Annotated in this window: 14 protein-coding genes; 9 read left to right on the top strand and 5 right to left on the bottom strand. The window is 69.3% G+C overall.

The window, feature by feature from the left end; genetic code table 11:
- Positions 1–59: 59 nt before the first annotated feature.
- A complete protein-coding gene (pepN, locus tag AC1DMQ_RS16605) occupies positions 60–2,651 on the bottom strand; it encodes an aminopeptidase N (RefSeq protein ID WP_477034660.1) in 2,592 nt (863 codons plus the stop codon).
- Between the two features lie 112 nt (positions 2,652–2,763).
- On the opposite strand from pepN, the gene AC1DMQ_RS16600 reads away from it, so the two are divergent.
- On the top strand, positions 2,764–3,261 hold the full coding sequence (locus tag AC1DMQ_RS16600; protein WP_477034659.1) for a YkgJ family cysteine cluster protein: 498 nt from the start codon (positions 2,764–2,766) through the stop codon (positions 3,259–3,261).
- A gap of 68 nt (positions 3,262–3,329) precedes the next feature.
- A complete protein-coding gene (locus tag AC1DMQ_RS16595) occupies positions 3,330–4,232 on the top strand; it encodes a lysostaphin resistance A-like protein (RefSeq protein ID WP_477034658.1) in 903 nt (300 codons plus the stop codon).
- Here AC1DMQ_RS16595 and AC1DMQ_RS16590 read toward each other — a convergent pair.
- Positions 4,229–4,798: a hypothetical protein gene (locus tag AC1DMQ_RS16590; protein ID WP_477034657.1), complete on the bottom strand. Its 570-nt coding sequence runs from the start codon at positions 4,796–4,798 to the stop codon at positions 4,229–4,231. The genes AC1DMQ_RS16595 and AC1DMQ_RS16590 overlap by 4 nt on opposite strands.
- 147 nt (positions 4,799–4,945) lie before the next feature.
- Here AC1DMQ_RS16590 and AC1DMQ_RS16585 point away from each other — a divergent pair, with 147 nt between their 5' ends.
- The 3 genes from AC1DMQ_RS16585 to AC1DMQ_RS16575 all read left to right on the top strand — a co-directional run bounded on the left by AC1DMQ_RS16585 (position 4,946) and on the right by AC1DMQ_RS16575 (position 9,085).
- On the top strand, positions 4,946–6,061 hold the full coding sequence (locus AC1DMQ_RS16585; protein WP_477034656.1) for an acyl-CoA dehydrogenase family protein: 1,116 nt from the start codon (positions 4,946–4,948) through the stop codon (positions 6,059–6,061).
- A gap of 11 nt (positions 6,062–6,072) precedes the next feature.
- Positions 6,073–7,296 carry an acyl-CoA dehydrogenase family protein gene (locus tag AC1DMQ_RS16580; protein WP_477034655.1) on the top strand — a complete coding sequence of 408 codons (1,224 nt, stop codon included), beginning with the start codon at positions 6,073–6,075 and terminating at the stop codon, positions 7,294–7,296.
- A gap of 79 nt (positions 7,297–7,375) precedes the next feature.
- The gene (locus AC1DMQ_RS16575) at positions 7,376–9,085 is read left to right on the top strand and encodes a phospholipase D-like domain-containing protein (RefSeq protein ID WP_477034654.1); all 1,710 of its coding nucleotides are present in this window, start codon (positions 7,376–7,378) and stop codon (positions 9,083–9,085) included.
- On the opposite strand, the gene AC1DMQ_RS16570 is transcribed toward AC1DMQ_RS16575, so the two are convergent.
- Positions 9,082–10,887, bottom strand: a complete 1,806-nt coding sequence (locus AC1DMQ_RS16570) for a vWA domain-containing protein (protein ID WP_477034653.1) — start codon at positions 10,885–10,887, stop codon at positions 9,082–9,084. The two genes, AC1DMQ_RS16575 and AC1DMQ_RS16570, sit on opposite strands and share 4 nt — an antisense overlap.
- A 219-nt stretch (positions 10,888–11,106) precedes the next feature.
- Between AC1DMQ_RS16570 and AC1DMQ_RS16565 the strand changes: the two genes are divergently transcribed.
- Genes AC1DMQ_RS16565 through AC1DMQ_RS16550 form a run of 4 tightly spaced genes read left to right on the top strand, consistent with a single transcriptional unit; the run spans position 11,107 to position 14,748 of the window.
- Complete coding sequence (locus AC1DMQ_RS16565; RefSeq protein WP_477034652.1) at positions 11,107–12,618, top strand: tetratricopeptide repeat protein; 1,512 nt, start codon at positions 11,107–11,109, stop codon at positions 12,616–12,618.
- On the top strand, positions 12,615–14,057 hold the full coding sequence (locus AC1DMQ_RS16560; protein WP_477034651.1) for a right-handed parallel beta-helix repeat-containing protein: 1,443 nt from the start codon (positions 12,615–12,617) through the stop codon (positions 14,055–14,057). Before AC1DMQ_RS16565 ends, AC1DMQ_RS16560 begins: the two co-directional genes overlap by 4 nt.
- On the top strand, positions 14,054–14,587 hold the full coding sequence (locus AC1DMQ_RS16555) for a hypothetical protein (RefSeq protein ID WP_477034650.1): 534 nt from the start codon (positions 14,054–14,056) through the stop codon (positions 14,585–14,587). Before AC1DMQ_RS16560 ends, AC1DMQ_RS16555 begins: the two co-directional genes overlap by 4 nt.
- Positions 14,581–14,748 (top strand): hypothetical protein, encoded by a 168-nt coding sequence (locus AC1DMQ_RS16550; RefSeq protein WP_477034649.1) that lies wholly within the window; start codon positions 14,581–14,583, stop codon positions 14,746–14,748. The genes AC1DMQ_RS16555 and AC1DMQ_RS16550 overlap by 7 nt, the downstream gene beginning before the upstream one ends.
- 47 nt (positions 14,749–14,795) lie before the next feature.
- On the opposite strand, the gene AC1DMQ_RS16545 is transcribed toward AC1DMQ_RS16550, so the two are convergent.
- The gene (locus AC1DMQ_RS16545) at positions 14,796–16,448 is read right to left on the bottom strand and encodes an amidase (RefSeq protein ID WP_477034648.1); all 1,653 of its coding nucleotides are present in this window, start codon (positions 16,446–16,448) and stop codon (positions 14,796–14,798) included.
- 26 nt (positions 16,449–16,474) lie between these two features.
- On the bottom strand, positions 16,475–17,260 hold the full coding sequence (locus AC1DMQ_RS16540) for a thioesterase family protein (protein ID WP_477034647.1): 786 nt from the start codon (positions 17,258–17,260) through the stop codon (positions 16,475–16,477).
- Positions 17,261–17,816: the final 556 nt, after the last annotated feature.

Here is a 17,816-nt window from a genome sequence, read left to right as displayed (position 1 = left end):
AGTCGCAACTGGCGCGCCGAAGAATCGTCTCAAGCTCGGCGCCAGCGGGAGCCGGAGCGTCAGTCCAGGGCCCGCGAGACCAGCTCCAGCACGTTTTTCGACAGGCCGACATGGCCTCGAATGCGCTCCAGTTGCTCACGCATCAGGGCGCCGAGCTCGGGGATATAGCGCCGCCAGGCCCCCAAGGGCTCGACCAGCCGGGCCGCCGTCATCGGGTTGAAGCCGTCCACGGCCAGGATCTGGTCGGCCAGGAAGCGATAGCCGTCGCCGCTCTCGTCGTGGAAACGGGCAGGATTGCCGCTGGAGAAGCCCTGGACCAGGGCCCGAAGGCGGTTAGGATTGCCGGCGTCGAAGTCGGGATGGGCGGTCAGGGCCAGGATCCGGCCGATCGCGCCTTCGCCCGGGTCGCGGGCCTGGGCGGCGAACCACTTGTCCAGCACCAGCGGTTCCTCGCGCCACTTGGCGTGGAAGGCCGCCAGGGCCTTTTCGGCCGGCTCGCCGCCGATCGTCACCAGGGCCGACAGGCCGCCCATGGCGTCGGTCATGTTGGCGGCGCTTTCGAAGTGGCCGACGACGCGTTCGACATTGACCGCGTGCGGATCGGCCGCCAGCAGGTCGCAGCAGGCGTTGCGCAGGGCGCGCTTGCCGGCCGCCCGGGCGTCGGCGGAGAACTCGCCGCCGCTCTGCAGGTCGCCGTGCAGCCGCCGCAGCAGGTCGCCCAGGTGGACGGCGATGACGGTCTTGAGGTGGCCGCGCGCGGCGTGGATCGCCGCCGGATCGACGGGATCGACGGCCAGGCTGAGGTCGCCCTCGGTGGGCAGGGCCAGCAACAGCGCCTTGAAGGCCGGGTCCGAGACCTCGTCGACCAGGGCCTTGCCCAGGGCGTCGGCGTAGCGCTCCTCGCCGACCTCGTCGGGCGCATCGGCGGCCCGGCCCAGGATCAGCTCGCGGGCCAGGGTCTGGCCGGCTTCCCAGCGGTTGAACAGGTCCGGATCGGCGGCGAACTGCACATAGCGGTCGACGGCGCGGGTGTCGGTGGTCAGGTTCACCGGGGCCGAGAAGCCGCGCAAGGCCGAGATCACCGGGATGCTCTCCACGCCTTCCCAGCGCACGGTCGTGGCGGCCGAGTCGAGCATCACGACCTCACTGTCGCGCAGCACCTCGCCGTCGCCGTCCAGCAGGCCGATGGTCACCGGCACGGGCAGGGGGCGCTTGGTCGGCTGGCCGTTGGTCGGCGCCGTGGACTGGGCCAGCGTGATCTCCAGCGCCTTGGCCGCCTCGTCATAGGCGTGGGTCAGCGACACCGCCGGGGTTCCGGCCTGTTCGTACCAGGCGAAGAAGTCGCCCATGTCGCGGCCAGAGGCATCGGCGAAACAGGCGATGAAGGCCTCGACCGTGGTCGCCTCGCCGTCGTGGCGCTCGAAGTAGAGGTCCAGGCTCTTGCGGAAGGTCTCGGCGCCCAGGATCGTCTTGAGCATCCGGATCAGTTCGGAGCTCTTCTCGTAGATCGTGGCGGTGTAGAAGTTGTCGATCTTCATGTAGCTCGACGGTCGCACCGGGTGGGCCAGGGGACCGGCGTCCTCGGCGAACTGGCGGGCGCGCAAGGCTTTCACGTCCTTGATCCGCTGCACGGCCTCGCCGCGCATGTCGGCGCTGAAGCTCTGGTCGCGGAAGACGGTCAGGCCTTCCTTCAGGCACAGCTGGAACCAGTCGCGGCAGGTGATGCGGTTGCCGGTCCAGTTGTGGAAGTACTCATGGGCCACGACGCTTTCGATGCGCTCGTAGTCCATGTCGGTGGCGGTCTCGGGCGCCGCCAGCAGCAGGGAGCTGTTGAAGATGTTCAGCCCCTTGTTCTCCATGGCCCCGAAGTTGAAGTCGCGCACGGCGACGATCATGAACAGGTCCAAGTCGTACTCGCGGCCGAACGCCTCCTCATCCCACTTCATCGAGCGCTTGAGGGCGTCGAGGGCGTAAGCGGCGCGCGGGGCCTGGCCGGGGTCGACGAACACCTTCAGCGCCACGGTGCGGCCGCTCATGGTGACGAAGCTGTCCTCCAGCACGTCCAGCTCGCCGGCCACCAGGGCGAACAGGTAGGCGGGCTTGGGGAAGGGGTCGTTCCAGACGGCGAAGTGACGACCGCCCTCCAGTTCGCCGGACTGCAGCAGGTTGCCGTTGCTCAGCAGGTGGGCGAAGGCCTTGTCGGCCTCGATCCGCGCCGTGAAACGGCTCAGAACGTCGGGACGGTCGGGGAAGAAAGTGATGGTCCGGAAGCCCTCGGCCTCGCACTGGGTGCAGAAGCGGCCGCCGGACATGTAGAGGCCCATCAGCGCCTTGTTGGCCGACGGATCGATCTCGACCTCGGTGGTCAGCACGAAGCTGTCCGGAACCGTGTGGATCGTCAGGCCTTCGCCGTCGAGGCTGTACTCGTTGGCGCTGAGCGCCTGGCCGTCGATGGCCGCCGAGATCAGCTTCAGCCGCTCGCCGTTCAGGAACAGCGGCTCGCCGGGCGCGCCGGTTCGTTTGATCGCCAGCGTCGCCCTGACCCGCGTGGCGGCGGGTTCCAGCTGGAACTCCAGGCCGGTGGTCTCGATCAGGAACGGGAACGGGCGATAGTCCGAGAGCCGGACGGGCTGGGGCGTGTCTGTGCGCATGACGGCAATGTATGCAAGGACGTGTGGCGGGGCGAGGGCGCACTTGACCCGATCGTCGATTTGTCCGCGAGTGCGCGCCGTCGATCTGGGATGGTCGATCCGGGGATGGTTCATGAGCGTGCGGGAATGCGGCGCGTGCGGTCAGTGCTGCAAGCTGATCGGCGTGCGCGAGCTGGAAAAGGCGCCGCACGTCTGGTGCCGCTACTACAAGCGCGACAAGGGCTGCGGTATCTACGAGGTCCGGCCCTCGGGATGCGCCGACTTCGCCTGCGACTGGCTGCTGGACGAACGGCTGAACGACGACTGGCGGCCTGATCGCAGCGGCTTCGTGCTGCATGCGGGGCAGGGCGGACGGGTCATCAATGTCGAGCTCGATCCGACCCAGCCGACCGCGTGGAGGCGCGCGCCGTTCGAGGCGACCCTGCGCGGCTGGGCCAGCGCCGGCGCGGCCGATGGGCTGGAGGTGCTGATCTGGGTCGGGCGGCGCTGCTGGCGGCTGACCCCGACGGGCGGCGAGATCGACCTGGGCGTCGTGCGGCCGGCGGTGGAGTTCGCCGCGCACAGCCGCCTGCGCCGTCCGGGCTCCGGGCGCGACTGGCCGCCAACCTGAACTGTTCTTCACTTGAACCCGACCGCCATCCCGCCAAAGCTGGGCTCAGTTTTCCGGGATTGTGCTTCATGTCGCTTACGGACGTTTCACCACCCGCTGGTCTCGATATCGGGGCGGAGCGCTTCCTGCATCCCGGACCCCTGCGCTGGCTGAGGTCGCTGGGCTGGGGGGCGCTGCTGTTCGTGGCCTTCATCTTCGCCTACGCGCTGGCCAGCAAGGTGGGCGAGCCCGCCGAGGGCGCCAGCGGCACGCCGCTCAGCGTCGTCCTGGTCGCCGCGCTCAGCGCCTTGGGGCTGGCGCTCTATGCCGGCTTCGTGCGCCTGGCCGAAGGCCGCTGGCCAAGCGAACTGGGCCTCGAGCAGGCCGCGCCGGAACTGTTGACCGGACTGGTGGTGGGAGCCGCGATGCTCAGCGCCGTGGTCGCGGCCCTGCTGATGTTCGGCCTCTACGACATTTCGGGACCGCGGGCGTCTTCGCCGTGGGCCATGGTCAATGTCGGTATCGCCTCGGGATTCTTCGAGGAGCTGATCTTCCGGGCGATCGTGCTGCGACTGCTGATGCGGGCCTTCGGGATCTGGCCGGCGTTGGGCCTGTCGGCGGCGTTATTCGGTGCGTTGCACCTGGCCAATCCCAACGCCACGCCTGTGGCCGCGATCGCCATCGCGGTGGAAGCCGGCCTGATGCTGGCCTCGTTCTACCTGCTGACCGGCCGCCTGTGGGTGTCGATCGGCGTGCACGCGGCCTGGAACTTCTCCCAGGGCTGGATCTGGGGCGCGCGGGTCTCGGGCATCGAGGTCAAGGAGAGCCTCTACCTGAGCGCGCCCAAGGCCGGCGCGCCCGACTGGCTGAGCGGCGGCGCCTTCGGTCCGGAGGCCTCGGTCCCGGCCATGGTGATCGGCACCGGCGTAGCGATGGTGGTGCTGTACTGGGCCTGGAAGCGCGGGAATTTCAAGCCGCGCTCGGAAGCTTAGCCCGCCTCGACGACGCCCGGCGCGGCCTCGGCGGCGGCCGGCACCTCGTAGAGGCCGCGTTCGATGGCCGAGGCGCGCTGGGCCAGGGCCACCAGGGCCGGCGGCGCGTCCTCGGGATTGTCGGCGGCCAGCTCGATCAGTTGGCGGGTCAGGGCGTGAAGCTGCGGCGCGGCGGCGATCAGCCGGGCCTGGAACTCGATCTTGCGCGGATCGCGATCGTATTCCGCGCCGGGCGTGCGCCAGCCGCCCCAGTCGTTGGGATCGGTGACCACCACCGGATAGGTGCCGGGATAGGGGTGGTGCAGGCAGTCGCTTTCCTGCTGCCACTTGTTGCGGGCCCGCAGGATGCGCCAGTTGGCCACCGCGGCGCCGCCGGATTCGTCGATGCGGTCTTCCGCCTTCAGCTCGCCGGCCTGGAACTCGCGACCCAGGCCCACGTCGTAGGTGACGCGCACGGGTTCGTCGAAGCCCTTGGCCCAGACCGGCACGATCTTCTCGATCGTGGCCCAGGCGCCGACGCTCTCGACCCACACCTTCTGGTTCCGCTGAAAGACGGTCTTTGCCACGCACGCGTTCTCGCTGAGTTCGGGACCGCCATAAGAACCTGAAATCCTTGACGCGAGGTCAATCTTTCCCTCGGGCGAACGATCGTTCATCGTGCCCTCAAGACGCGCCGCCACCCACAAGAGCGGGCGCCAAGGGAGGGAATCCAGGTGGATTTCGACTATTCCGACGACCAGAAGTTTCTGAAGGACGAGGCGCGCAAGTTCCTCGCCGCCCGTTGTCCCTCCTCGGTGGTGCGCGGCGTCCTCGACAATCCGGCCAAGAGCTACGACGCCGGACTGTGGAGCGCGGTGGCTGAACAGGGCTGGCTGGGGGCGGCCATTCCCGAGGAATACAACGGCCTGGGCCTGGGGCGTGTGGAGCTGTGCGCCATCGCCGAGGAGCTGGGCCGGGCCGTGGCGCCGATCCCCTTCGCCTCGACGGTCTACGTCCTGGCCGAGGCCGTGATGGCCCATGGCAGCGACCCCCAGAAGGCGGCCGTCCTGCCGCGCATCGCCGCCGGCGAGCTGATCGGCTGCCTGGCGACCTCGGAAGGCCCCGGCGTGATCACCCCCTCGGCCCTGCAGGCCAAGGTCGAGGGCGGCAAGCTCAGCGGCGTCAAGATCCCGGTCACCGACGGCGACGCGGCCGGCATGGCCCTGGTCCTGGCCAACGAGGGCGGCCGTCCCGGCCTGTTCCTGGTCGACCTGAAGGCCAGCGGCGTGAGGGCCGAGACCCTGGACAGCCTGGACCCGACGCGCGGCGTGGCCCGACTGACCTTCGACGGCGCGGTCGCCGACCGGCTGGGCGAGGCGGGGCAGGGGTTTGAGCTGGTGCAGGCGATCCTCGACCGCGCCGCCGTCCTGCTGGCCTTCGAACAGCTTGGCGGGGCCGATCGCTGCCTGGAGATGGCCCGCGAATACGCCCTGGGCCGCTACGCCTTCGGCCGCGTGATCGCCGGCTACCAGGCGATGAAGCACAAGATGGCCGACATGTACGTCAAGAACGAGGTGGCCCGCTCCAACGCCTATTACGGCGCCTGGGCCCTGAACGTCGACGCGCCGGAGCTGCCGACCGCCGCCGCCGCCGCCCGCATCGCCGCCTCGGACGCCTTCTGGTTCGCCAGCAAGGAAAGCGTCCAGGTGCACGGCGGCATGGGTTTCACCTGGGACGTCGACTGCCACCTCTACTACCGCCGCTCGCGACAGCTGAGCCTGGTGGCCGGTTCGCCCAAGCTCTGGAAAGAGCGGCTGGTGAGCGAGCTCGAGAAGAAGAACGCGGCTTAGGGACAAAGATCATGGATTTCAACGACTCCCCCGAAGAAGCCGCCTATCGCGAGAAGGCCCGCGCCTGGCTGGTCGAGGCCGCCGCCGCGCACCGCGCCGAGCATGGCGAGCCCAAGCCGACCACGCCCGAGCACATGGCGGCGGGCAAGGCCTGGCAGGCCCGCAAGGCCGCCGCCGGCTACGCCTGCATCACCTGGCCCGCTGGCGTGGGTGGGGGCGGGGGCACGCCGATCCAGTCGGTGATCTTCGGCCAGGAAGAGGCCAAGGCCGGTGTCGGCTACGGCTATTTCACCATCGGCCTGGGCATGTGCGTGCCCACCGTCATGGCCTTCGCCAATGATGAGACCAAGCAGCGCTTCGTCTCGCCCGCTGTGAAGGGCGAGGAGATCTGGTGCCAGCTGTTCTCCGAACCGGCCGGCGGATCGGACGTGGCGGCCCTGCGCACCCGAGCGGTCAAGGACGGCGATGACTGGGTGATCAACGGCCAGAAGGTCTGGACCACCGGCGCCCACTATTGCGACTACGGCATCCTGCTGGTCCGCACCGATCCCGACGTGCCCAAGCACAAGGGCCTGACGATGTTCTGGATCGACATGCGCGATCCGGCGGTCGAGTGCCGGCCGATCCACCAGATGTCGGGCGGGCGCGAGTTCAACGAGGTCTATTTCACCGACCTGCGCGTCAAGGACAGCCAGCGGCTGGGCGCGGTCGGCGACGGCTGGAAGGTGGCCCTGGTCACCCTGATGAACGAGCGGCTGGCGGTCGGCGGTTCGGCCGGTCCGGACTATCGCCAGGTGATGGAGTTGGCGCGCGGTCTGTCGGGCGCCAACGGTCCGGCCCTGAAGGACACGGCCTTCCGCGAGAAGCTGGCCGACTGGTACGTCAATTCCCAGGGTCTGAAATATACCCGTTTCCGGACCATGACCGCCCTGTCGCGCGGCCAGACGCCGGGACCGGAGAGTTCGATCGGCAAGATCATCTCGGCCAACCAGCTGCAGGACCTGGCCAACACCGCCGTCGAGGCCCAGGGCGAATACGGCATCCTGACCGATCCGACCTTGTCGCCCATGGAGGCGGCGTTCCAGCAGAGCCTGATGTGGGCCCCGGGCCTGCGGATCGCCGGCGGCACCGACGAGATCCTCAAGAACATCATCGCCGAACGGGTCCTGGGCCTGCCCGGCGACGTGCGGGTCGACAAGGACGTGGCGTTCAAGGACATGCCTACCGGACGCTAGTCGCGGCCCGCTCAACGAGACTCGCCTTTAAGGTGCGTCTCGTCCATGCTCCCGTTCAAATGGGCGTGGAGGCGGGCGGATGCGCGCTAGAGCTTCGAAGGACGGCCTGACGGTCAGGGTCATCGCGGGGACGCACGCGGCCTTGCTGGCGTTCGACGTGGCCGACGAGCGCCGCGCCGGATGCCTGGGCTTTTCGATCGAGCGCACCGACGTCGGCACCGGCGACCGCCGCTGGCTGCCAAACTCGCTGCGCTTCATGAGCGATCCGAACCCGGAATGGGTGACGACCGCCCGGGCGCCGCTGCAGAAGTTCCGCTGGGGCGACTACACCACCGAGCCCGGGCGGCTCTATCGCTACCGGGTGGTCGCCCGCTACGGAACGCCGGCCGAGATCCTGGCCCAGGGCATTGACGCCGAGCGCCCCGGCGGCTTCGACGCCATCCCGGGCGGCGTCGCTCTGGAACTTCGCACCGAGGACTGCCGCAACGAGGCCACCTCGATCTTCTTCAACCGCGGGGCCGCGGCCAGCCAGGCCTACGTCAACAAGTTCGGCGACAACGACCCTGACGATATCCCCGAGGCCCTGACCTGGCTGTCGCGCGGCCTGGAAGAGGGGCTGGTGGCGTTCATCGCCAAGGCAGACGGGCCGGACTTCGCCCTGCACGGCTGCGTCTACGAGTTCGAGAAGCCGACGCCGATCCGGGCGCTGATCCAGGCCCAGAAACGCGGCGCCGACGTGCACATCGTCTATCACGCCCGAAAAGGGGGCAACACGGCCGACGAGAACAGGCACGCGATCGAGAGCCTGAACGTCACCTTCCCGACGACGCCCCGCACCCAGGGCTCGGCGATCATGCACAACAAGTACCTGGTGCTGCTGCGCAAGGACGCGGCCGGGTCGCTGAAGCCGATCGCGGTGTGGACCGGGGGCACCAACTGGACCGAGGGCGGCATCTACGGTCAGTTGAACGTCGGCCACGCGGTCTACGACGCCGGTGTCGCGGCGACCTACGAGGCCGGCTTCCAGGTGTTGGCCCAGGACCTGAGCATCAACGACACCCAGGCCAGGAACGACGTGATCACGCCCACGCCGCTGAGCCGGGCGGCGCTGCAGCACGGCGCGACGCCGCTGTTCTCGCCGCAGAACGGGCTGGCGATGCTGGATCTCTACGCCGACGTCTGCAAGACGGCCAAGGTGCTGATGGTCAGCGCGCCCTTCGCCCTGCACGAGAAGATCCGCAACGTGCTGGGATCTCCGACCGACGGGGCGATGCGGTTCATGCTGGCCGATAAGGAAGGGTCATACGGCGCGAAGGGCAATATCGACGCGCTCAACACCGACCCGGGCAACATGGCCGCCGTGGCCAAGCCGTTCGAGGGCATCAAGCTGGCCGACTTCCAGAAGCGAAAGCTGGATCGCGACCGGCTGATGATGGACGAGGGCTTCCACCACGCCGGCATCCACATCCACTCCAAGATCATCCTGGCCGACCCGTTCGGGCCCGACCCCATCCTGATCACCGGCTCGGCCAACTTCTCGACCAACTCGACCGTGAACAACGACTCCAACGTGCTGGTCTTCCGCGGCGACACGGCGGTGGCCGACGTCTACGTCGCCGACTTCATGCGGATGTTCGAGCACTACTGGTTCCGGTCGCGCAAGGACCAGAAGCTGGAGGCCAACCAGGTCTTCGCCCTCAAGGACACCGACGCCTGGTCCGAAAAGTACTTCACCCCTGGAACGCGCGAGCAGCGTGACCGCCTGGCGTTCCTGGGGCTGATCACCTAGCTCCCTTTCACGTCCTTGGCCGCCCGGGCCAACTGCACGAACTCGGCGCGCAGGCCGTAGGGGTCCTCGCCCCGTGCTCCCTGGGCCAGGCCGGTGACGGCGTCCCAGTCGAAACCGGTGTCGACCCACGGATCGCCGCGCAGCTTCTGGCCGTAGGCGGCCACGGCCACGGCGAAGCGGGTCGACTCCGGGGCGGCGGCCAGGCTCGGACGCACGTCGGCGGCGCCGATCGGTCGCTCGATCAGCCTGGACGTCGAGCCGCCCGGCGGCTTGTAGCGGATCTTCAGGAAGGCCAGCTCGCTCCCGCCCGCCGCCGCCGCCGCCGGCTTGCCGCCGTAGCGCAACGGATCGGACGAAGGCGTCGCCCCCACGGGGGTGATCTCGTAGATCGCCGTCACCGACGCGCCCGAACCGACCTCACCGGCGTCGACCTGATCGTTGTTGAAGTCCTCGCGATTGAGCAGCCGGGTCTCGTAGCCGATCAGCCGGTATTCGCTGACCTTGGCCGGATTGAACTCGACCTGGATCTTCACGTCGTCGGCGATAGGAAAGAGGGCGCTGTCGAAGTCGTCGCGCAGCAGCTTGCGGGCCTCCTGCAGGCTGTCGACATAGGCCGCCGTCCCGTTGCCGTTCTGGGCCAGGGCCTGCATCATCGTGTCGTTGTAGTTGCCGCGACCGAAACCGTAGACCGACAAGTAGACGCCGCTCTTGCGCTGGTCGGCCACGAAGTCCTTCAGGCGCGCCGGTTCGGCGATCCCGACATTGAAGTCGCCGTCGGTCACCAGGATCACCCGGTTGACGGCCTTGGGGTCGAAGTTCTGCTTGGCCAGGGCGTAGGCCAGCTCCAGGCCTCGGCCGCCGGCGGTCGAGCCGCCCGAGTGCAACGCGGTCAGGGCGCAGCGCATCTTCAGCTTCGAACGTCCGTCGGTAGGCGACAGCACCGCTCCGGCCGAGCCGGCATAGGCCACCATCGCCACGCGATCCTGCGGTCGCAGCTGATCGATCAGCACGTTCAGCGCCTTCTGGGCCAGCGGCAGGCGGTCGGGTCCGGACATCGAGCCCGAGGTGTCGATCAGGAACACCAGGTTCAGCGGCGGCTGGCCGGCCTTGGGCGTGGCGTAGCCCTGCACGCCGATGTGCAGCAGCTGCCGGTCCTTGGACCAGGGGGAGGGCACGACGGCCACGGTCGGCTTGAACGGCGGCTCCTTGGCGGTAGGGCGGGCGTAGCCGTAGTCGAAATAGTTGACCAGCTCCTCGACCCGGACCGCGTCGCGCGGCGGGGCGGCGCCCTCGTTCAGGAACCGGCGGACATTGGCGTAGGCGGCGGTGTCGACGTCGATCGAGAAGGTCGACACCGGCTCCTCGGCCACGCGCTTGACCGGATTGGCGGCCGCGCCGGGGTACTTCTCGGTGTCGCGGACGGGCGGTTGGAATCCGGGGCGACCAGGCGGGAAGGCGCCGATATCCGCCGCCAAGCCGCTGTAGGACATCGGAGCCGGCGGCGGGGGAGGCGGCGGGGGCGGAGGAGGCGGCGGACCCGCGAATCGTTCCTGGACCGGCGGGATCGGCAGGGGAGGCGGCGCGACGCCGGTCGGGGCGGTCTGCGTCAGGGTCGCTCGCTTTCGAGCCTGCGCCATATAGCCACCGTCATCGCGCGACGCATAGCCGAGCGCCGCGCAGGCCTCCGGCGTCGCAGCCCCATCGCCGGGCGACGGTGAGGCAAGGCTCGGGGCGCTCGTGGAACTGGCGATCAAGAGCGAAAGAGCGGTGGAGCCGAGGACGCGAACGAGACCTGACGCCATGATCTGAAATCCTCTCAAGGTTGCGCATCATGCTGGCGCGCGCCGTGTGGCGAAAGCTGGGCCATGACTGAAAACCCAGGGATTCTCCTGAGACGAGAATCCTTCTGTGGGCATCTTCATGACCGTCTTGCGAACAGCGTTCCCTGAGCTTGACAGTCACTACGGCCAAGCACATGAGTGATTTGGAAATCATGGTTAACGGCGTGCTGAGGGGGAGCGATGCACGAGACCAGCAATGCTGTTTCTCATCTCGCCGCCCTCAAGCGTGGGCTGGCCTATCTGGTCGAACATCGTGCGACGCTGATCCGCCGCGTGCCGGTCGGCGCCGTCGTCGCGGCGGTGGTGATTCCGCTGGTCGGCTGCGACACCGGACCCAACTTCCTGTTCCACAAGCGCGCCAGCGCCTGCCCTCGGCCCCAGGCCGCGCAGGGCGTTTCGGGCCAGTTCAATCAGCAGCAGCAGGAAATCCGCGCCCTTCGCCAGGGCGGCTTCCGCGGCGACTTCTTCGCCCAGCTGGAGCTGGCCCGTCGCTACGAGGGCCAGCGCGCGGTCGACAAGAATCTCGAAGACCCGGTCGAGGCGGCGGTCTGGTACGCCATGGCCCTGGCCAATTCCGGCGGCTATTCGCCGATCGCCGCCTATGAGCGCCGCAACGGCAAGGACAAGGGTCCGCTGTCGCGATTCGACGACTGCCGCGCCTTCGAACGGCATGCCGCCTATGGGGCGCTGGACCGCCTGCTGTCGCGGATGTCGACCGAGGAACGCGAGAAGGTCCGCAACCGCGTGATCTACGTGCTTTCCACCCAGGGGGCCGACGGCTACCGGGTGCTGGCGCGAATGCACGACGGCTTCTTCGGCCCGTTCGGCGAGCCGTCCGACAACCTGCAGGCCATCGAGGCCTACGGGTCGGCCAAGCGCACCGGCGCCCCGGCCGCGCTGGACCTGTTCCGCCGCAACGACGTCGACGCCTATCTCTACAATTACCTGGCGGTGCAGACCGGCGACGTGTCGGCTTATGTGATGCTCAAGGACTTCGAGCGATCGTCGCCGCAGCGCGCGTCGTACGGCGGCTTCGTCGAGACCAAGGCCAAGCGCTGGATTCCGCCGTACGAGTTCTACCCGCCGGAATCGCCCGACAGCGGCGTGCCGCATTCCGACGAGAGCGATCCGTCGGGCGACGCCAAGGAGGCGGCCCTGGCGCGGCTGAACGAACTGCCGTTCGTGCACATCGGCGAGGCCCTGGCCTATCTGCGGGTGATCCCGTCGCCCGTGCTCGACGAGCGGATGCTGAGCACCAACGACGCCCAGACCTTCCAGGCCATGATCGGCCGGCCGATCTCCGGGCGCCTGACGAACATCGAGAAGGTGCGGGCCGTCCAGTACGCGGCGGTCAACGGCTCGTCCAAGGCCCAGCTGGTGCTGGCCGTCATGTATTCCGAGGGCGTGGGCGTGCCGCGCGACTACGCCCGGGCCTATCACTGGTACGAGGAGGCCGAGCGCCAGGGGTCGGCCGAGGCCAAGTACGCCATGTCGACCTTCTTCTCGCTAGGCCTGCAGGGCGTGGCCGACCAGGACCGGGCCAAGGCCGTGGTCTATCAGCTGGACGGGGCCCTGGCCGGCTTCAAGCCGTCGGTCTGGCGGCTGCAGCAGCTGCTGTCGCAGGTCTCGCGGCCGCCGCGCGCCGCCAGCGAGCCTCGGCCCCAGCCCTATGCCGAAAGGGACTATCGATGATCCGCCTCCGCACGCTCATCGCGGCCTTGGCGGCCGGGATCATGGTGGTCGGCGGCCTGGCGCTCGGCGTCGCGCCGCAGGTCGCCGTCGCGGGATCGCCCGACGCCAAGATCGACCAGCAGATCCGCCCGTGCTTCGGCCTGCTGCTGGATCCGAACCTGTCGTCCGGCTGCCGGACCAAGCACTATCGCAAGCACAAGCCGCGCTACGGCACGGGCTACGGCTACGGCCGGGCCGGGCGCTATCGCACCTGGGTGGACTGCGACCGGGCCTATCCGGGCGAGGTCAGCGAGGTGCTGGAGCGGCTCTATGACGGCGACACCCTGACCCTGCGTTCGCGCGGCGGCGGGGCCTGCGTCGACTCGCTGAACATCACCCGCTCGGTCAACATCGTTGTGGAGGGCTATGTCCCGTCGCGCGGCCGGCCGATCCTGGTCGCGCCGATCGATCAGCCCTGCATCCGCATCGCCCCGGGGGTGGCCTATGTGGTGATCGAGGGCGTGGGCATCGACGCGATGCGGGCGGGGTCCGCCTCGTGCATCACCGGCCGCGCCACCGAGCTGGCGCTGAAGGACGTGGTCATCCGCTACGACGGCGAAGGGTCGGCGCTGGACCTCACCGACAGCCGCCTCGAGGTCGCCAACACCACCTTCATCGGCCGCACGCGCCAGGCGGTGGTCAAGGCGACCGGCACGGTCATGGTCGACAATGTGGAGGTCGCCGCCACCGCCATCGGCGCGGCGTTCGAGGCCGGCGACGACAGCCGCATCCGCGACATGCGGGTCATCCGCCTGGGCGACTGGACCGGCTCCAGCCGCAGCCGCAACTCGGCCGGCTTCGTGCTGGCCGGTATGAACCGCTCGCAGCTGGTGCAGATCGAGGGCCTCTATGTCGACGGCTTCTCGCGCGGCATCTATGTGGGCGGCGGCGACGAGACCACGCTGCTGCGCCCGGTGGTCCGAGACAGCGACTGGGCCGTGGTGCTGGAGAACGCCGACCTGCGGGTGCTGGAAGGCAAGCTGGAAGCCACCGACGTCGGCATCTATGCCGGTTCGGGCACAGTCTACGCCTCGGACAACGCCATCGCCGGGGTGATGCGCGCCGGCCTGTTCGCCGACAACGGCGCCCAGGTGCGGGCCCGCGACAACCGCGTCTACGCCAAGCCCGGCGGCTGCGAGGCGCTGATCACCGGCTATTTCGACGGCAAGCTGACCTGCCAGCCTTGGTTCGAGGGACCGGAGCTGTTCCGCACGCCCCGCGACCGGGCGCGGCAGGACTTCGACGGCTATTGGCCCGCGCCGATCGTCACCGCCGGCGTCGCGGCGCCCGCCCTGGCCGGCGGTCCCGTCGATTCCCTGGACGCCTCGGCCGCCGCCGGCGGGCCGATCGGCCCCGGTTCGCCGCAACCCTATGTTCCGCAAGGGGGAACCTCGCGATGAGCAAGCTCGCTGTCGGCCTGATGGCCGCCTTGATCGCCTCGACCAGCCTGGTCGGCTTCGCCTCGGCCCAGGATCGCGGCCCCGGCGGACCCGGTCCCTCCAGGCGCCCCATGCCCTGCGGCGCGCCCCTGACCGGCGAGGCGCCCGATGTCATGACCTATGACCGCGCCACCGGCACCCAGGTGTTCGTCGGCGGAAAAGGCCAGACCGAGGTCAGCGCCTTCAACCGCGAGACCGGTTCGTCGGCCGCGCTGCGCGGCGATCTCAGCCGGCCCGGCGTCACCGAGTCCTGCGCCGTCGACAAGCTGTCGGGAGACGCCTACCGCGTCAATTCCGACGGTCCTGGCGACATGGCGGTCAGCGGCCGCACGGGCCAGACCGGCGAGCGCTGGGCCTTCCGCGCGCCGGACGGCTCGACCCAGTACTGGGACCCGCGCGCCGACAACCGCTGCTTCCGCGACGGCCTCGGCCTGGGGCCGAACGGCAGCCTGCCGCCGGGCCCGCGCCCCGACGGACGTTCGGGATGCTGAGGACGGCCCTGCTGCTGGGCGGACTGCTGCTGGCGCTGGGCGCCTGCGGGCCGCGCTATCCCTACTATCCGCCGAACGGAGGCCCGCCGCCGGTTCCGGTGGATCCCTCGCGGGTGACCCCGCCGCCGCCGCCTGTCGACGTGATCCGACCGAAGGTCTGAGGTCCCCCTCCGCCGGCTTCGCCGACACCTCTCCCTGAGGGGAGGACCTACTTCTCCGGCGCCACCGTCTTCAGGAACTTCGGATCCTTGCGCTTCATCGTCGCCTGTTCGTAGGCGTAGCCCAAGTTCAGCAGCCGCGCCTCGCTCCAGGCCGGGCCGATGAAGCTGAGGCCCACCGGCAGGCCGCCGACGTCGCCCATCGGCACGGTCAGGTGCGGATAGCCGGCCACGGCGGGCAGGGTCGTGGACGAGCCGCCGTAGTGGTCGCCGTTCAGCGGATCGATGGTCCAGGCCGGGCCGGTGGTCGGGGCGACGATGGCGATCGCGCCGGTGTCCTTCAGGATCTTGTCGATGCCCTCGGGCCCGGCCAGGCGCTTTCCGTCGGCGACGGCCTTGATGTACTCCGGATCGTCATAGCCCTTGGTGGCCTGGGCCTTCTCGAAGCTCTCCTGGCCGAACCATTCCAGCTCCTTCGGGGTCGCCTCGTTGAAGGCGATCAGGCCTTCCAGCGTGCGGGTCTTGACCTTGGCCGGGTCGGTCGAGGCCAGGTAGGCGTTCAGGTCGACCTTCAGCTCGGTGTAGAGCACCACGCCCTCGGCCTTGCCGATCGGGCCTTCGTCGAAGGTCTTCACGTCCACCAAGGTCGCGCCCTGGGCCTTCAGGTCCTTCAGCGCCTGCTCGAACACCGCGTCCGTGCCCGGGGAATAGCCGGTGTAGAAGCGGGCGACGGCCAGGGTCACGCCCTTCAGCGCGTCCTTCGACAGGCCCTTGGCGTAGTCGGTCTTGCGGGCGTCGGCCTCCTTGGTCGCCGGGTCAGCGGGATCGGAACCGGCGATGGCGGTCAGGACCAGGGCCGCGTCGGTGACCGTGCGGGTCATCGGGCCGGCGGTGTCCTGGCTGTGGCTGATCGGCACGATGTGGGTGCGCGACACCAGGCCGACCGTGGGCTTGAGGCCGACCAGGCCGTTGATCGCGGCGGGGCAGGTGATCGAGCCGTCGGTCTCGGTGCCGATCGCCGCCGGGGCCAGGTACGCCGCCACCGCCGCCCCCGAGCCGCTGGACGAACCGCAGGCGCTGCGGTCCAGCACATAGGGGTTGCGCACCGTGCCGCCCACGGCGCTCCAGCCGCTGATCGAGTGGTTGGAGCGGATGTTGGCCCATTCCGACAGGTTGGTCTTGCCCAGGATCACCATGCCGGCGTCGGTCAGCCGCTTGACCAGCGGGGCGTCGCGACCCGTGACGTTGTCCTTCAGCGCCAGGGAGCCGGCGGTGGTGGCCGTGTCGTCGGCGCTCTCGATATTGTCCTTCAGCAGGATCGAGACGCCGTGCAGCGGCCCCCGGACCTTGCCCGCCTCGCGCTCGGCGTCCAGCGCCCGGGCGTCGGCCAGGGCGTGCGGGTTCAGGGCGATGATGGCATGGAGCTTGGGGTTGTGGATGTGATAGGCCCAGAGCAGGAACAGGGTCTGGTCCTTCGCGGTGGACTTGCCGCGGCTCAGCAGAGCCTGAGTCTCGGTGATCGAACCGCCACGCGGCATGATCATGCCGGAGGCGCCCGGCGCCGTCAGTGACTTGAGGAACTCGTCCGGCGTCTTGGCGTCCATGGCGATCGAGTTGGCGGGGTCTGGGGCCGCCAGTGAAGGCGTCGCGCAGGCCAAGAGCGCGGCTAACGCGCCGCCGATCAGCAAGGTCTTCCGAGTCACGCGTCTTCCCCCAACTTGGCCAGCCCTCAGATGAACACCGCGACGTTCTGGCGCGCAACGATCAACGGCGTTCCGGCCCCGTCCCAGAGCGTCATGCCCTGGGTCGAATAGCCTTCGCCGATGGTTTCCGCCCGACTGCGCAGCAGGCGCCAGCCGTCGTCGTGCGGAGCGGGCAAGCCGACGATGTCGAGGGCCCAGGTCATGGTCGAGATCGGGCCGAAGGTCGGGAACAGGGTCATGGCGGGCGGCGGCGGGGTGTCGGCCAGGGCGACCAGGGCCGACAGCGAGCGGGCGGCCGGATCGCGGTGGCGGATCCACAGCAGATATTCCGGGGCCCCGCCCGACAGCGGCCGTGCGCCGCCGGCCATCCGCACCTCGAACTGGCCCGTGAAGTTGGGGCCGCCGCGCTCGCCCGGGAAGAAGGGTTCGCACGCCTCGGGCGGGGCGACGGTAGGGCAGGGGATCTCGCCATAGGCCACCACCGACGTCCGCGCCGCGCCGAAGGTCAGCACGCCGTGGGTGGCCACGCCTTGCTCGCCCAGCAGATCGACGGCGACGAACAGGGTCGACTTGCCCTGGCGCAGCGGCGTGACCTGGATCGACAGTTCGCCCGCCGCCGGACCCACGAAGGCGAACTGGGCCGAGCGCAGGGGCGGGGCTGCGGGAAAGGTCCGCTGGGCGGCCTCGACGCACAGCGCCGCGCTGAGCCCGCCATAGGTGGTGCGGCCCTGGCGCCAGTCGTCGGTGACCTGGGCGGTGAAGCCGGTGTCGGTGGCGGTCATGGCGGCGAGCAGATCGGTGTAGGAGGTCACGCGGCGGCTTTCGGTTGTTTCGTATGCGAAGGTTCGTCTTCTTTCGCTACGGAAGTCAAATGCGGAGGGCTTGGCGCGGCGACCACTTGCCCCCTACGGACCGCTTCGCGGTCGTCTTCCCCCAAAGGGGGAAGAGGCGCGTCCTCCGCCCCCTGTGGGGGCGGACAGGCGGCGAAGCCGCCAGGTGGGGGCAAGTGTTTCGCGGGCACGGCGCTGCAAGCTCACGCCTTCGGCTGTGAGAGGGAATGGAAAGGGTCGCGGAGCGCCGGACGACGTCCGGAGTTCTTTGTGTTGTTACCGTTTCGACGAAGCCAGTCGCTCCGCGCCATCGTTATCCGCCAGCATCCGGTGGGCAGCCCTGTTGAGGCTTAGCCGGACCCGGTCTCGATCCCTTTCGGGAGAAACCGGCCGCCGRGGGCGCGGGCCAATGGGCAATACACGCGCTTTGTCCCCGTTCGACGCCGACGGCGGGCGGGGCCTGCAACGCCAGGCTCCCCGGACACGCTGAAGTAACCCCCTCCAGCCCAGTCCCGCTCGATCGCCCCCCGCCGCCGCA

It is taken from the genome of Caulobacter sp. 05L422 (assembly GCF_056397765.1).
Note: the sequence above shows the minus strand (reverse complement) of the source record. Positions and strands in the feature narration are given on the sequence as shown.

Coding starts and splice junctions, on each gene's coding strand:
- pepN (WP_477034660.1), bottom strand. CDS start 2,651: ATGCGCACAGACACGCCCCAGCCCGTCCGGCTCTCGGACTATCGCCCG.
- AC1DMQ_RS16600 (WP_477034659.1), top strand. CDS start 2,764: ATGAGCGTGCGGGAATGCGGCGCGTGCGGTCAGTGCTGCAAGCTGATC.
- AC1DMQ_RS16595 (WP_477034658.1), top strand. CDS start 3,330: ATGTCGCTTACGGACGTTTCACCACCCGCTGGTCTCGATATCGGGGCG.
- AC1DMQ_RS16580 (WP_477034655.1), top strand. CDS start 6,073: ATGGATTTCAACGACTCCCCCGAAGAAGCCGCCTATCGCGAGAAGGCC.
- AC1DMQ_RS16575 (WP_477034654.1), top strand. CDS start 7,376: ATGCGCGCTAGAGCTTCGAAGGACGGCCTGACGGTCAGGGTCATCGCG.
- AC1DMQ_RS16570 (WP_477034653.1), bottom strand. CDS start 10,887: ATGGCGTCAGGTCTCGTTCGCGTCCTCGGCTCCACCGCTCTTTCGCTC.
- AC1DMQ_RS16565 (WP_477034652.1), top strand. CDS start 11,107: ATGCACGAGACCAGCAATGCTGTTTCTCATCTCGCCGCCCTCAAGCGT.
- AC1DMQ_RS16560 (WP_477034651.1), top strand. CDS start 12,615: ATGATCCGCCTCCGCACGCTCATCGCGGCCTTGGCGGCCGGGATCATG.
- AC1DMQ_RS16555 (WP_477034650.1), top strand. CDS start 14,054: ATGAGCAAGCTCGCTGTCGGCCTGATGGCCGCCTTGATCGCCTCGACC.
- AC1DMQ_RS16550 (WP_477034649.1), top strand. CDS start 14,581: ATGCTGAGGACGGCCCTGCTGCTGGGCGGACTGCTGCTGGCGCTGGGC.